General features: G+C 54.5%; 18 protein-coding genes and 1 tRNA gene. 4 read left to right on the top strand and 15 right to left on the bottom strand.

What is annotated here, in order from left to right:
* Positions 1 to 292 precede the first annotated feature (292 nt).
* The 7 genes from nirJ to cobA form a co-directional block, all read right to left on the bottom strand.
* Positions 293 to 1426, bottom strand: coding sequence for a heme d1 biosynthesis radical SAM protein NirJ (nirJ, locus tag U2949_RS18445; protein WP_321289305.1), 1134 nt, complete (start codon positions 1424 to 1426; stop codon positions 293 to 295).
* A gap of 2 nt (positions 1427 to 1428) precedes the next feature.
* The gene (gene ahbB / locus U2949_RS18440) at positions 1429 to 1926 is read right to left on the bottom strand and encodes a siroheme decarboxylase subunit beta (protein WP_257722694.1); all 498 of its coding nucleotides are present in this window, start codon (positions 1924 to 1926) and stop codon (positions 1429 to 1431) included.
* A gap of 1 nt (position 1927) precedes the next feature.
* On the bottom strand, positions 1928 to 2413 hold the full coding sequence (locus tag U2949_RS18435; protein WP_026483435.1) for an Lrp/AsnC family transcriptional regulator: 486 nt from the start codon (positions 2411 to 2413) through the stop codon (positions 1928 to 1930).
* Complete coding sequence (gene ahbB, locus U2949_RS18430) at positions 2406 to 3401, bottom strand: siroheme decarboxylase subunit beta (RefSeq protein WP_407654206.1); 996 nt, start codon at positions 3399 to 3401, stop codon at positions 2406 to 2408. Before ahbB (U2949_RS18430) ends, U2949_RS18435 begins: the two co-directional genes overlap by 8 nt.
* Positions 3382 to 4542, bottom strand: coding sequence for a cytochrome D1 domain-containing protein (locus U2949_RS18425; RefSeq protein WP_321289300.1), 1161 nt, complete (start codon positions 4540 to 4542; stop codon positions 3382 to 3384). The genes ahbB (U2949_RS18430) and U2949_RS18425 overlap by 20 nt, the downstream gene beginning before the upstream one ends.
* Positions 4539 to 4850 carry a c-type cytochrome gene (locus U2949_RS18420; protein WP_266140672.1) on the bottom strand — a complete coding sequence of 104 codons (312 nt, stop codon included), beginning with the start codon at positions 4848 to 4850 and terminating at the stop codon, positions 4539 to 4541. Before U2949_RS18420 ends, U2949_RS18425 begins: the two co-directional genes overlap by 4 nt.
* A 62-nt stretch (positions 4851 to 4912) precedes the next feature.
* Positions 4913 to 5695, bottom strand: coding sequence for a uroporphyrinogen-III C-methyltransferase (gene cobA, locus U2949_RS18415; protein WP_051316258.1), 783 nt, complete (start codon positions 5693 to 5695; stop codon positions 4913 to 4915).
* A 574-nt stretch (positions 5696 to 6269) separates the two neighbouring features.
* On the opposite strand from cobA, the gene U2949_RS18410 reads away from it, so the two are divergent.
* The 3 genes from U2949_RS18410 to U2949_RS18400 all read left to right on the top strand — a co-directional run bounded on the left by U2949_RS18410 (position 6270) and on the right by U2949_RS18400 (position 8007).
* Positions 6270 to 6542, top strand: a complete 273-nt coding sequence (locus U2949_RS18410; protein ID WP_003799450.1) for an HU family DNA-binding protein — start codon at positions 6270 to 6272, stop codon at positions 6540 to 6542.
* 91 nt (positions 6543 to 6633) lie between these two features.
* Positions 6634 to 6709 (top strand) — tRNA-Val (locus U2949_RS18405).
* A 179-nt stretch (positions 6710 to 6888) separates the two neighbouring features.
* Entirely contained in the window at positions 6889 to 8007 is a 1119-nt protein-coding gene (locus U2949_RS18400) for a site-specific integrase (RefSeq protein ID WP_035272391.1), read from the top strand.
* On the opposite strand, the gene U2949_RS18760 is transcribed toward U2949_RS18400, so the two are convergent.
* The 6 genes from U2949_RS18760 to U2949_RS18375 form a co-directional block, all read right to left on the bottom strand.
* Entirely contained in the window at positions 7955 to 8209 is a 255-nt protein-coding gene (locus U2949_RS18760) for a helix-turn-helix domain-containing protein (protein ID WP_035272393.1), read from the bottom strand. The two genes, U2949_RS18400 and U2949_RS18760, sit on opposite strands and share 53 nt — an antisense overlap.
* Positions 8210 to 8296: 87 nt before the next feature.
* A complete protein-coding gene (locus U2949_RS18395; RefSeq protein WP_321289297.1) occupies positions 8297 to 8524 on the bottom strand; it encodes a hypothetical protein in 228 nt (75 codons plus the stop codon).
* A 104-nt stretch (positions 8525 to 8628) separates the two neighbouring features.
* The gene (locus tag U2949_RS18390; RefSeq protein WP_321289295.1) at positions 8629 to 8922 is read right to left on the bottom strand and encodes a hypothetical protein; all 294 of its coding nucleotides are present in this window, start codon (positions 8920 to 8922) and stop codon (positions 8629 to 8631) included.
* A complete protein-coding gene (locus U2949_RS18385) occupies positions 8919 to 9275 on the bottom strand; it encodes a hypothetical protein (RefSeq protein ID WP_321289293.1) in 357 nt (118 codons plus the stop codon). The genes U2949_RS18390 and U2949_RS18385 overlap by 4 nt, the downstream gene beginning before the upstream one ends.
* A gap of 178 nt (positions 9276 to 9453) precedes the next feature.
* The gene (locus U2949_RS18380; protein WP_321289290.1) at positions 9454 to 11205 is read right to left on the bottom strand and encodes a hypothetical protein; all 1752 of its coding nucleotides are present in this window, start codon (positions 11203 to 11205) and stop codon (positions 9454 to 9456) included.
* Complete coding sequence (locus tag U2949_RS18375; protein ID WP_321289288.1) at positions 11202 to 11351, bottom strand: hypothetical protein; 150 nt, start codon at positions 11349 to 11351, stop codon at positions 11202 to 11204. Before U2949_RS18375 ends, U2949_RS18380 begins: the two co-directional genes overlap by 4 nt.
* Positions 11352 to 11550: 199 nt before the next feature.
* Between U2949_RS18375 and U2949_RS18755 the strand changes: the two genes are divergently transcribed.
* Positions 11551 to 11841: an HNH endonuclease gene (locus tag U2949_RS18755; RefSeq protein WP_371317349.1), complete on the top strand. Its 291-nt coding sequence runs from the start codon at positions 11551 to 11553 to the stop codon at positions 11839 to 11841.
* 27 nt (positions 11842 to 11868) lie between these two features.
* Here the strand turns inward: U2949_RS18755 and U2949_RS18370 are convergent, their stop codons facing one another.
* On the bottom strand, positions 11869 to 12096 hold the full coding sequence (locus U2949_RS18370) for a hypothetical protein (protein ID WP_321289286.1): 228 nt from the start codon (positions 12094 to 12096) through the stop codon (positions 11869 to 11871).
* A complete protein-coding gene (locus U2949_RS18365) occupies positions 12093 to 12419 on the bottom strand; it encodes a hypothetical protein (RefSeq protein WP_321289284.1) in 327 nt (108 codons plus the stop codon). Before U2949_RS18365 ends, U2949_RS18370 begins: the two co-directional genes overlap by 4 nt.
* Positions 12420 to 12537 lie beyond the last annotated feature (118 nt).

Here is a 12537-nt window from a genome sequence, read left to right as displayed (position 1 = left end):
TGTTGTTGTTGTTGTTGTTGTTGTTGTTGTTGTTGTTGTTGTTGTTGTTGTTGTGGAGTTTGAGTGAGGCAAGATCGCTTGCCTCACTTTTTTTGGCCCTTCAATTTAGGCCTGTCCAGGCTGGCACTTGAAGCTGGCTGTGTTTTGATTCTGCACTCTTTTTCCCAGCGGCTCACCTGATTCTATTGGGAGTGCTGGGAACTATTTGAGGCTTCAGAAGTCAGGGGGCAGGGCAGAGGCTCCAGAACTGTGGCTGAGTAAAAATGGTTCTGGTTAATTGCCTGGAGGGCGTTCAGACAGTGATTTCCTGATCGTTGAGATAGCATCCCGGATCTTCTGCCCACACATTTCCTGTGCTTTTTTCAGCTCGAGTGCGCGTATTGCCATTACAGATATCCAGGTAGGTACAGCCAGCACAGCGCCCCTGTACAGGCCTGGGTCGTTGCCGCAGCCCAGCCAGCAAGGGATCTTGATGGTTGGACCAAATCTCCGAGAAAGGCCGTTGCAGCACGTTTCCAAGGCTGTAATGCCACCACATGGTGTCGGGATGAACATTGCCACGGTTATCGATGTTCGCAATCCCTTGGCCGGAGGAGTTGCCTCCCCATTGGCGCAACATAGTCAGAATTTTAGGAGCTTGCTCGGGGTAGTGGCGTCGCACCCAGTGCAGAAAGAAAACACCGTCCGCATCGTTGTTGCCCGAGGTGAACTCCTTGGGTTTGCCGGCTTTTTGATAGGCCATGCAGGTTGTGAAAAGTTGCTCCATAGCCTGCCGGGTGACGGCGTGGTGACTGGCCAGGGCGCGGTTGCCCAAACCCCGACCTGCATAGTTCAAATGAGAGAGATAAAAGCGGTCGATTTGTTCCTGCTCTATCACGGCCAGCAGGCCTTTAAGATCAACCGCATTTTCTTGAGTCAGGGTAAAGCGCAGGCCTACTTTCAATTGTTTTTCACGACATAGTCTCAAGCCTTGCAAGGAGGCTGCGTAGGCTCCGTCTTCTCCACGAATTCGGTCATGGCGGGCCTGCAAACCATCCAGGGAAATGCCTACATAATCAAAGCCGCAGTCGGCAATCTGATCAATATTTTGCTCGGTGATCAAGGTGCCGTTGGACGATAGCCCTACGTACATGCCAAGTGCTTTCGCGCGTCGGCCCAAGTCGTAAATATCTGGGCGCAGCAAGGGCTCGCCTCCGGACAGGATCAGGGCGCGTACACCGAATTGATGCAGGTCATCCATGACAGTGCAGACCTGTTCGTAGCTCAGCTCGCCAGGAAAGTCCTTGTTGGTAGAGGCAGAGTAGCAGTGGCTGCAATGCAGATTGCAACGACGTATCAGATTCCAGATCACCACAGGGGCCTTGCTGGCGCGTGTCGGCGCAACAGGGGAGTGCAGGGCAGCAACAAAACGGGATATCCGGAACATGCTCAAGGCCTCCGTAGACGCAGGCCGGTCTTTTTAAGAATGGCCGTGGAAAACAAAATATCGTGATCGTGCAGGACGCCAGGAAAGCGCTGCGATATTTGCAGGCTGATGCTCTGTGCCTGGGCACGTACCGTGTCATGGTCCTTGCCATGTAGCATGGCAAACAGGTTGTATGGCCATTGGGGTAGACGACGCGGACGACGATAGCAGTGGCTGACTCCGGCTTGCGAGCCTAGCCATGTACCGACTGCGTCCAGCTTGTCGTCCGTGATATTCCAGACGCACATGCCATTGGCCACGTAGCCCAGAGCATAGTGATTGGGGATGGCTGCAATGCGCCGTATCAAGCCTAGTTCCAGCATGGTTTGAAACTGCTTCATGACATAAGCTTCGGATACACCCAACTCTTGTGCCAGTTTTAGGTATGGTTGTGGTTCTATCGCCAAACCCTGCTGCGAGGCATGGATCAGTGTGGTATAGGCAGGATTCAAATGCACCATATCAAAGCTCCAGTTTCAGGCTTAGGGCGTATTCCTGCTCTTTGGGAAAAGCGAAGACGGGTAGGCCGGTTTCAGCTTCGATTGTCTTCAGGCAGGATTCGATGTCTTGCGGTGTCGCCGTGGCCAGTACAAACCACATATTCAAGGCATGGGCGCGCCGGTAGTTGTGAGCGACTTCAGGATGGCGGTTGACGGCTATGACGGTACTGTCCCAGCGTTTGTCCGGTACGGCCATAGCGACCAGGCAGTAAGCACCGCCTAAAGCCTCGATCTGGAAGAGGGGCCCAAAGCGGGTCAATATCCCGGATTGGCGCAAGTGCTGGACACGTGCAATCAAGGCAGACTCGCTCAAGGCAAAGTCAGGTGCCAACTGTGCAAAGGGGCGGGAGCAGATGGGGAAACCATCTTGCAGACGATTCAGAATGTGGCGATCGGTATTGTCCAGTTCAACCGGCGCATGCAATGGTGGGGTGTGATGATCAGTCATGATGAGCCGGGCTAAGCAGTGCGCCTCGTTGTTTGAAGCAGCGAGTGGAGAACAACACTTCCTGCGGGAGCTGACCCAAGTCAAAACGACTATTCAGCTTCGCATGGTGTGCCAGTACGTCCTGACGGTTTTTGCCGTGAATCATGCAAAACAGATTGTGATTCCAATGTGGCGGGCAGGGCTGCCGCTGATAGCACAGCGTGATGCCGTCTTGCCTGGCCAGCTCCTCGCCCACGGCATCAATGCGATGCTTGTCTACCGTCCAGACACACATGGCGTTGGCTTGGTAGCCCAGTTTTCGATGGCGCAGGACCACGCCAAATCGCCGGAAGATGCCTTGTTCCAGAAAGCCGCGCAGCTGTTGCAGCGCTTGTTTCTCGCTGATCTGTACTTGCTCTGCCCAAGGCTTGAAGGGGTCGGCTTGAATCTTCAAACCTTGCAAAGAACACTCCAGCAGTTTGCGTTCAGTACTGCCTAATGCGGGCAGACCCTTGCTTGGCGACAAGGGGCTGGTGCTCTTGGTATGTGGAACAAGGCTAAACCCCAGGTCAATGTGATAGGCCCGGATCATGGGCAAGGACAAGGGCAACAAGCCAGTATGTTCAGCGATGTGCTCCAAGGCCGCCTGCCGTTCTTGTTCATTCGCATAGGTCAGCACAAACCAGAGATTGATGGCGTGTTCGCGCTCGTAGTTGTGGTTCACGGCGGGCAGGGCACTGATCCAGTCTGCAACCGTGTTCAGATCCTTGGCGGGCACATGCATGCCCACCAAAGTGCTGCTCATACAGGCAGGGTTCAGTACTGGCCCGATACGGCTGATGATGCCCTGGTCTTGCCAGCGTTGCAGGTAGTCCATCACGGCTTGTTCGCTAAGCCCCAAGAGCAGTCCCAGCGTGCGGAACGGTCGGGGTTCCAAGGGGAATCCATGTTGCCAGGCGTTCAATAGTTGAAAGGCAGAAGGGGAAAGATCAGAAACCAATGCGACCACTCCGATGCGTAAAAAACACTCCACTCGGGTGCTGAATATCCAGGCTGTCCAGACGCTTGAAATTGTGGGTGTCGTACACACTGACCTTGTTGTCGTCTCGCGCTGAAATCCAGACAGCCTCACCCCTAGGGGTGAATTCCATGTGGAGAACGGCTTTGCCTACGTCCAAGGTTTGAACCACTTCCAGGGAGGCGACATCAATCACCTGTACCTTGTCGTTGTCTGGAAAAGCGAAGTTCACCCAGACCTGACGGCCATCGGGCTGAGCCATCACAAAAACGGGTTGTCCATGAACCGGAATGCGAGTTTTCTCTTGCCAGTTCACGGTGCTGGCGACCAGAACCTCATGGCGTCCAATGGCCGGTAAAAACAAGTCCTGGCCAGCCAAGGACCAACCCCGTAGATGCGGCATTTTGTAGACGGGCAGGGCGGACTCTCCCCGACCATAGCCTTGCAAGATTTTTTGGACTCCATTTTCAGGATTCCACAAATCCAGCATGGCCAGGGCATCCTCGCCAAACAGTCCGGCAATGTAGTACCTCCCATCCGGGGTGACCATGGCATCGTAGGGCTGACGACCCGCTGCAAAACGCCGTGTTGTGGGGCGTAAGGGGTCGGATAAATCGGTCAGCCAGATTTCACCTGCCTCGAACAAGGAGTAGGCAAATTGCTGATTGGGTAAGTCCGCCAGACCAACCACTTTGGCACGTTTGTTGGGGGCGTAGTAAGACGGGACTTCACTGATCGGGGCCAGGGTGTCCGCATCAAAAACCTTGATGCCACCCGGTTCGTAGTTTTGCACCACAATCAGCTTGCCATCCTGGGAGATGGCGCCACCTATGGCATTGCCGGACTGAATGATGCGATGAACTGGAACTTGTTGAAGCAGGTCCACTTTGCTCAGGCCGCCGTCCCGTCCAAAGACATAGCCATAACGCCCGTCACGTGAGTAGGTGATATGGGCGTGGGACAGATCACCCAAACCTTCAATTCGTGCCAAGCGGCTGCGATGACTGGTTTCAACGACAGCCACACTGCCCGTCGCACGCTCTACAACCAGCCCCAGGTCATTCGTGCCGCGTAGTGGGTTGGCACAGCCGCTTAAAGCGACAAGCAGGCTCAGAGTCATCAGTGCTTTCATGGTGCTGCATCCGATTCATGGAGAAGAAAATGAGCCAGCCAGAGACTTTCGGCTGGCTGCAAGAAGCGGTTCCAGGCAGGCATGGCTGTTCCGGGACGGCCATGCATGATCGTCAGGGCGATCTGCTGTGCGCTTTGGTCTTGCAAGGCGTTAGCCGTTAAAGCAGGCCCCAGGCCTCCTTTCAGGAGCAAGCCATGACATGAGCCGCATTCTTGATGAAGCAGCGTCCGTAAAGAGGCTTGCCGCTCCGGTGTCAAAGCGGTTTCATCAGCAGCGGCTTGTTGTGGCCAAAGAAGGGAGAGCAGCATGGCTAGCCACATGTTGGCCAGAAACTGCCTGCCACTGAGCTTGAAAGGGAGGAGCAAACCTTTCACATCACGGCCCAGGAGGGATCGCAGGCGAGGGCATCTTGCGTGTTTGAGGCAGGTTGCGGGTAATCCGGATGCAACTGCACCACCTGGCCGATAATCAACAAGGCCGGGGGGCTGAAGGTTTGCGCAAGCTGTGGAAGTGTTTGCAAAGTACCCAAGCCCCAGCGCTGGCTTTTAAGCGTGGCATCTTGTGCCAAGGCGATAGGCGTATGCGGGCTGCGCCCATGTTGAATCAAGGCCTGGGCAATATGGCTGCAATTGGCCATGGCCATGTAGAACACCAGCGTACAGGTGGGATCAGACAAGGAGGCCCAGTTCAGTTCCAGCCCTTGGTTGTCGCGCAGGTGCCCGGTGATAAAGCGCACACTGCTGGCCAGCCCGCGATGGGTCAAGGGAATGCCTAGAGAAGCCGCACAACCTGTCGCTGCCGTAATCCCGGGCACGACTTCAACCTGGATTCCATGTTGTTGCAGATACAGCTGCTCTTCGCCTCCACGGCCAAAAATAAAGGGGTCACCGCCTTTCAGGCGAACAACGTGCTGATGTGTTCTGCTCAAGGACAAGAGCGTGTCGTTGATGTCGTCCTGCATGCTGGGCTTGCAGGCGGCAACTTTACCGACGTCATGCAAGGTGGCCTCAGGATTGATGCAGCTCATGATGGCACGGCTGACCAGACGGTCATAGACCACCGCATCTGCATGTTGCAGCAGGTATAAAGCGCGTAGTGTGAGAAGTTCAGGGTCGCCAGGCCCCGCCCCAACCAAATAAACCTTGCCGTGCATCGCTGCGCTCCTTGACGGTAGCAAGTACCGAAATACAGTCAAACAATGCAGAAAATTGTAGGAGGGCAGGCCGCTTCGATATGGGCATGGTTGGTGTTCAGGAGAGGGGTGCAGAAAGGAAGCTTCTCGCCCTCAGACAAGAAGCTAGGGTGGGGCTAAGTACGAGGCATAAAAGGAAATTTATGCGAGCGACGGCCTGCAGAGTCGCTGATGGATGCGCGCAAGTGCTTGAAAAAATGTTCAAAAACGTAGTATCAGCCAGCTAATTTTTTGGGGTTTCAAAGCCCAAATAACATATTTGAGGCAGCCTGTTAAGTTTCTCGATGCAAAATAGGGAAAGTCCTGCAACTTGTATCAACAGTGAGCAATGATGCGGGTTACAGGGGTTTTTTTGCTTGACACGGGTATTAAACGAAGGCTTAATACGCGGTAGCCAACCGGGGCACTTGTGCGCCCGGTAGCCATGGCAGACGGTAGTGCTTGCCTGCCCTGTCGTTTGTCACTATTAAGTCTGACCGCCACAAACTGGTTCCCGCTGGGGGCCCGTAAAATAATTTTCAGGGGTATTTTCTCAATGAATAAAACCGAGCTTATCGAATTCATTTCCACCAAAGCCGATCTGTCCAAAGCTGACGCTGGTCGTGCACTGGATGCGTTTATCGATGCCGTGACCACCACGCTGAAAGAAAAAGATACGGTTACTCTGGTTGGTTTTGGCACCTTCGCTGTGTCGGAACGCGCTGCCCGTTCGGGTCGTAACCCACGTACCGGTGAAACTATCGAGATCGAAGGCGCAAACGTGCCCAAGTTCCGTCCCGGTAAGGCTCTGAAAGACGCTGTGAATTAATTTTTAAATTAATTTACGCAAAAGACTTGCAAAAAAAATTCTTTGGTCCTATAATTCTTTTTCTTCACAAGAAGAACGGCATCACAGAAATGGGTGCTTAGCTCAGCTGGTAGAGCGGCGCCCTTACAAGGCGTAGGTCGGGGGTTCGAACCCCTCAGCACCCACCATTTCTTTTGCTAGTCGAATCAAGCACTTAGGTAAAACTAAGTGCTTTTTTTGTGCCCGTTTAACCAGCTTTTTAGGTAGTCTAAGGTAGCCTCAACCAACCAAGATTGGCTTGCTACCAACTCTACTACGCCCTACATTGAAGCCTGTTTATGCCTGAATGGCGTGCTGGAGAAATGTAATGGCTGGTAAGCGGATTCGCACAAACGGCACCTGGGAATACGTATTCAAAAAAGCCGGGTTGCTGGAAAAACCGATCTATATGACATTCGCCTCAGAGCAAGAGGGCGATGAGTATGCCCAACGGCTAGAGGCACTGTTGGATCGGGGCATCATTCCTTCAGAGCATCAGCCAGAAGGGCGCATCCTGACCATTGCTGCGCTGGACAGAGAGTACCAGCGTGAAGCCCACCCATCCTCAAAGGACGCCGCATCGCTGCGCGTGATTGTGCGCATGCATGGCGATTGGCCGTTGGCCAGGATCACTGCCGGCTGGGTAGATAATTGGATTTCAGAAATGAAAAGGGTGGAGCAGCTTGCGCCAGCCACTATCCGTGCCCGTGTGGGGGCGTTGGCGCGTTGTACCGATTGGGGAATGAGAAAGGGCTACGTCCAGTTCCCTGATCATCCACTGCGCTCGTTACCGGATGGATACGCACAGTACACAAAGATGGATGCTGCGCTGTCTGGTGGTGGACGTGTTGATACAGAGCGGGACCGTCGGCTTGAGCGTGGCGAGTATGAAAAGATACTGGCAGTAATTCAAGAGGGCCGACTGCCGCGAGCAAGAACTGATCTACCGTATGCGCCAGCTTTGGAGTGCATTTTTATCCTGGCGGTGGAGACAGCGATGCGATTGAGGGAGATGTACACCTTGACGCTCGCGCAGGTAGATCTGAGTCAGCGCACGGTGTTTTTAGAGAAAACAAAGAATGGCGATAAGCGTCAGGTGCCTTTGTCCTCAGTTGCTATGTCAGCATTGGAGCGATATTTAGCGTTCCGATCGGAGCAGGGATGGGATCATGATCGGCTATTCCCTTGGTGGGGTGGGCGGCATGATGCAGCGAGTCTTTCAAAAATAAGTGACTTCCTCTCAAAGCTTTTCAAGAGAGTCTTTGCGGCGGCTGATATCGAGGACTTGAACTTCCACGACTTTCGCCATGAAGCTACCAGCCGCCTGTTTGAGAGAACCCGCTTGTCCGAGACGGCGATCATGCGGATCACTGGCCATAAGAGCCAGCGCATGCTCATGAGGTACGCGAACCTGCGCGGGTCCGACCTGGCTGATTCACTTTGGTGATCCCACGCATGCGGTCAGCAGTCTGCTTGATCAAGAGTTGGTCCAAGTAATTGAGAACGTCGCGTGTCAACATGACGTAGGCGCGTCCTACTTTTGCGGCTGGCACGGCGCCAGACTGGATGATCTCAAGCATGGTCTTGGGGTGTACCTTCAAAATGTCGGCTGCACCCCGCAGATCAGTTGTGTGATTGTTGGTTTGCATGTTTCTTCCATAAAAAACCCGCCACGGGGGCGGGTAGATTCCAATCTTTGGCCGTTCTGGCCAGGACTTCCAAAATTCGATCTTGCATTAGCGGGCCTGTCGAAACTCCTGCAGGAACCGCTGGCGGAACTGCTCAGTGTCCAGGTCCGTGGTGCGCATCTTGGTGTTTTCGGGGTTGTTCATCCAGTTCCACATGCGCGTGCTGAGCATTTGAGCGCCGGTGATCTGGCGCTGCAGCTCATCAATTTCGCAGGCGACGCAGGTGCGGCCTCGATGTACCTGGGCTTCACTGTGTTTTTCACAGCTGTAGTTCATGTATTTTTCCTGACCAAAGAATTAAAAGGGGAGGCTGTCCACCCATTTGAGGAACAGCTCCCAGAGTGTTTTGCGTCCGGCCTCAGTGGCCTCGGGGGAAATGCTCATGCCCCAGGCTCCTTTTCGGCAGGCGCCTGTTGCAGCATCCGCAGCAGGGCAGTACGGTACTGGCCCAGGCTCTGGTACGAGATTGCGGACGCATCGCAGGCGACGAAGGCCTCGATTTTTGCGAGACTGGCAGCATGCTCGGCGCGTAGCTGTTCTATGGCGGCCAGGATTGGTGCAGCGCCACCGGCATCAGGATCAAGCCCCAAGGCTTCATTGATGGTTCCCAGCTCAATACATGCTGCCTGGAACATGCTGCGGTACTGGGCTTTTGTTGTGCTGTCACCCATCATGGCGTTGATTCTCCGGGGTCCGTGATTGGTGCGAGCTCATAGTTGCAGGAGTAATGCCAGTCATTGCCGCTGAACCCCTCTTCGGATAGCGCCTGCTCGTGCCCCTCGTCGCTCTCAAAATCCTCACGCTTTGGCCGTAGCACCACATTTTTCGGAATGGTGTGGTGAGTGATTTCTCCGGCCACCACATTCACAACCTCTTCGGCCCAGCAATCGTCCAAATAGCTCTGGATTGCGTCGGCGGCGTCTGTGTCACGCTCTTCTGCTGTCTGGTAATACCGCATTCCGTCGCCCTCGGGGTCATGAAGAAAGAAACGGTATTCCGGTGTGGGGTGATATTTGAAGTCGGTCATGCTTGCTCCTTACGGGCTGCGTCACACTTCCCATCATCTGTAATTGCGCAACGTCCCTCAGATTCATATGCGCAAAATGTTGAGCATAATGACGTCGGTAGATTGCTTTTCTCTCGGATTTCGCGCTGCTTTTCTGCATCGCGCCGAGCATCGGACGTTGTGTACCAGCTCATTATTTTCACTCCTTACGGTCTGCGTCCTGCTGGGCGAGTGCAGCGCGGATCAATGCCATGTCTTCGCGAGCGGCTGTAACAGTTGCCGATGTATACGGAACAGAAAGCAGTCCTCGTTCCGGGGCCAGTATCGCATCCATAAGGTCCAGTGCATCTGTTATGTTTGCTGGCAACTCTCCGGAATTTCCGGATGGTTCGATCATTTGCGCGGCGTCACGAAATTGATCCACTTGTCCGGGATTTCCGGATAACTGGCCTGCCATGCAGTCCAATAGATGCAGGCACTGGCCTACAGACAAATTGGAGTGGTCTCCATTAGCTATACCTATCTTCTGAGCGGTTTCGTAGATCGCATTGGCTAATGTTGCTGCTACGTGACGGGGTATTGTTCCATCAGCACCGCTTACAGGTTGCTGCGCTGTCATAATCTCGCACTTGATAGCCCATGCTTCGGCTGTTGCAGCTTGTCGTGTCGGCCGCCAGCCGCCGCCTATGACGAGTCGATCCTCAGCGTCACGATGCTCTGCTCGGTATACTGTGCCGCTCAGTTTGTCGTGTCGCGTAGCTACAATCAGGCCATCAGGAAGAAACGGGTATGATATGGATTCTTTGTCGCTTGGCTGCACCTGGGCGGCCTTCAGGGCCTCAATCTCTTTACGCAGCGCTTCAATCTCCGCATCCCTTGCTGGGATACCTGCCATCACATCATCGAGCGTTTGCTGTGTGACGTCTGGCTGGGCGGCAACTATGGAGGTTCTGGCCGCTTCGATGCGCTGTCGGATTACCATTGCCCCCTCTGCCAGGGACATCGTTCCCTGTTTGACACGGGAGAGCAGATACACAGCGTCAGCATCCAGGCTATCGAGTGCAATGTGGGCTGCGTTGGGCATTTTGTTCGCCTGTTCGGCGGCCAGCGCCTCCGAAACTGGCTGAATGGAAAAGTCTAAAGAAATGCGGTCGTCCACCGGCTGAGTGCCCGCTGCTTGTTGGCCCACAGCACCGAGATTCCCATATCGCTCCAGCACAGCACGGGCAAACTGTCTCCAGCCCCAGCCTTCCAGAAACCCATTCAGGCCACCTGGCATTGCCCGGGCTATAGCGTCTATTTCATCGCCGCTCGGCTTGTCCTGCGCCTGGGCCGCACGTAGCCGCTTCAATTCTTGCAACACCAGCATGATGGATTCCCCGATGCTGGGGGTGACATATACGTCGCAGCTTGCCCCCCATTCTTCCAGTTCGCGTATGGATAGATCCAGTGCGGTCGGCTCCACTGGATTAAGATCAGCCTGGGCGGCAACGGGGGCGGCGTAAAGCGGATAATCGCCCACCGGAAGCATGAAAACCTTTCTTTCGTTGGGATGGAATATGCCGTCTCCCGACGCATTGCATTCAAGGATGCCCACCGGCTCCGGGCTCACGGACAAAGCGGACTGCACGCGGCGGGCAATGTCACACTGATCTGGGGTCATGCGCTCATGCTGGCCCATGCCCAACATGAACCGGATCGGCTGGCCTACGCCGCTGCTACCGCCCTGGTGATGCCATAGTGCGAAAAGCAGAGCGGCGCGCACATCCTCGCTGATCGGCCCGAACGGCATCGCCACCGGCTCCGCGCTCACAGGGGCCGCAGCAAGTGTGTCACGCTCGGCTAGTAGCGCAGCGATTTGCTCTGCCCGCTCATTCACTCCACCTTGCCGTTTAGCATCGGCAATAGCTGCTGCCAGGTCTTGACGGAGTTTTGGATACTTGTCGGTCATCGCTTCTTCTTCCTCAGTTGGGGGTAATTAGGATTGGGGGCGGCTTTTGAAGTCACCGGGATGAATGCGCGTGTGCCGTATACCTGTGCTGCGCGTTCTTGGTTGATAGCCAGCTGGCTGATCGCCTGGACTGGGTTGTAATTCATTCTTCAACTCCTTGAGCTTTGGCCATTCGTAGTGTTTTGGCCTATACTCGAAACCGCCACGGGAATGCTCCGTGGGAGAGCGGCGATTAATTTCACGATCTTGGTCAATGTGCGTTGCACGGACCCATGCCTCAGACAGGAAACTGATGAGACATAGCCTTGATGGCTGGCGCCTTTTCTTCATTGATTAGGAGCCGCTATGGCTAAGACATCACTTCAAAAAGCTCGTGCGCGGGCATTCAAACTTCAAAATGGTTGCTGCTTTTATTGCGGGCAGCACATGGATCAATCTCCCATTACAAAATGCACTGCGGAGCATCTCAAGGCTCGTTGTGACGGCGGCCGGATAGCTGGCAACATCGTTGCGGCGTGTTGGTTTTGTAATAGTCGCAGGCACAGAAGGAAGGCTCCGCTTGAGCCAAAGGCATGGCAGGCGTATGTCGTCAGGAAGATGCAGCAGAAACGGTGGCCGACTCTCACTTCGGGATAGAGCGCAATCGGTTGTGTGGGTGGTTGCTCATGACAAGTCCGGAAAAAGTTGTTGGGGATCAAAGCAATCCAGCTTTCCGCTATCCAGATGAAGAATGACTCCATAGCCGCGAGCGCCTTTTACAGCGATGGTTGCGATGGCCACGCCGAATTGGCCCGCGCGTGAGTCTCCAGCACCCACCAGGAATCGAGATTGCGACGCAGGCGGTATTTCATTGATTTCGATGAAACGCGAAACATCGAGTTTGTTTTTCATGGCCTGCTGTCCTCCTGGCGTGCAGCAACAATAGCGGCCATTTCCTCAGGCGTTGGACGGCGTACTTCGCCACATGTTTGGCACTCCATGCGAGTGGCCTCAACCGGATAGGTGCGTCTTGGCTCCCAGATATGCTGGCCATCATTCAAGCAATCAGCTTTTTCGGGCTCAAAGTAGAAGCTGATGGACGTTGTGAAAGTGAAGTGCTTTCCGCATGATCGGCAGTGATCGTGGTGCAGAACACCTTCTTCGTAACCGTGCCCGTCATCGTGACAAACTTCAAAGGGAGCTTCGCAGTACGGGCAATCAAAGTCGTGGCTCATGTTTAGCCTCCCATCCGTTCTCACCCCAGACCACACAAGAGCGTTCAAGCTCATGGCACAGGGATGCATATCCGTTATTGAAATGGCCGTGAGTGCTAGTTTTGTGCAGGAGCACGCG

This window comes from Alcaligenes phenolicus, assembly GCF_032063905.1.
Taxonomy (GTDB): Bacteria; Pseudomonadota; Gammaproteobacteria; order Burkholderiales; family Burkholderiaceae_B; genus Alcaligenes; species Alcaligenes phenolicus.
The sequence above is the reverse complement of the archived record's forward strand: the minus strand, read 5'-3'. Positions and strand labels throughout refer to the sequence as shown.

Bases quoted from the DNA above. Each gene is read 5' to 3' on its own strand.
- nirJ (WP_321289305.1), bottom strand. From the start codon at position 1,426: ATGTTCCGGATATCCCGTTTTGTTGCTGCCCTGCACTCCCCTGTTGCG.
- ahbB (WP_257722694.1), bottom strand. From the start codon at position 1,926: ATGGTGCATTTGAATCCTGCCTATACCACACTGATCCATGCCTCGCAG.
- U2949_RS18435 (WP_026483435.1), bottom strand. From the start codon at position 2,413: ATGACTGATCATCACACCCCACCATTGCATGCGCCGGTTGAACTGGAC.
- U2949_RS18425 (WP_321289300.1), bottom strand. From the start codon at position 4,542: ATGAAAGCACTGATGACTCTGAGCCTGCTTGTCGCTTTAAGCGGCTGT.
- U2949_RS18420 (WP_266140672.1), bottom strand. From the start codon at position 4,850: ATGCTGCTCTCCCTTCTTTGGCCACAACAAGCCGCTGCTGATGAAACC.
- cobA (WP_051316258.1), bottom strand. From the start codon at position 5,695: ATGCACGGCAAGGTTTATTTGGTTGGGGCGGGGCCTGGCGACCCTGAA.
- U2949_RS18410 (WP_003799450.1), top strand. From the start codon at position 6,270: ATGAATAAAACCGAGCTTATCGAATTCATTTCCACCAAAGCCGATCTG.
- U2949_RS18400 (WP_035272391.1), top strand. From the start codon at position 6,889: ATGGCTGGTAAGCGGATTCGCACAAACGGCACCTGGGAATACGTATTC.
- U2949_RS18760 (WP_035272393.1), bottom strand. From the start codon at position 8,209: ATGCAAACCAACAATCACACAACTGATCTGCGGGGTGCAGCCGACATT.
- U2949_RS18395 (WP_321289297.1), bottom strand. From the start codon at position 8,524: ATGAACTACAGCTGTGAAAAACACAGTGAAGCCCAGGTACATCGAGGC.
- U2949_RS18390 (WP_321289295.1), bottom strand. From the start codon at position 8,922: ATGATGGGTGACAGCACAACAAAAGCCCAGTACCGCAGCATGTTCCAG.
- U2949_RS18385 (WP_321289293.1), bottom strand. From the start codon at position 9,275: ATGACCGACTTCAAATATCACCCCACACCGGAATACCGTTTCTTTCTT.
- U2949_RS18380 (WP_321289290.1), bottom strand. From the start codon at position 11,205: ATGACCGACAAGTATCCAAAACTCCGTCAAGACCTGGCAGCAGCTATT.
- U2949_RS18375 (WP_321289288.1), bottom strand. From the start codon at position 11,351: ATGAATTACAACCCAGTCCAGGCGATCAGCCAGCTGGCTATCAACCAA.
- U2949_RS18755 (WP_371317349.1), top strand. From the start codon at position 11,551: ATGGCTAAGACATCACTTCAAAAAGCTCGTGCGCGGGCATTCAAACTT.
- U2949_RS18370 (WP_321289286.1), bottom strand. From the start codon at position 12,096: ATGAAAAACAAACTCGATGTTTCGCGTTTCATCGAAATCAATGAAATA.
- U2949_RS18365 (WP_321289284.1), bottom strand. From the start codon at position 12,419: ATGAGCCACGACTTTGATTGCCCGTACTGCGAAGCTCCCTTTGAAGTT.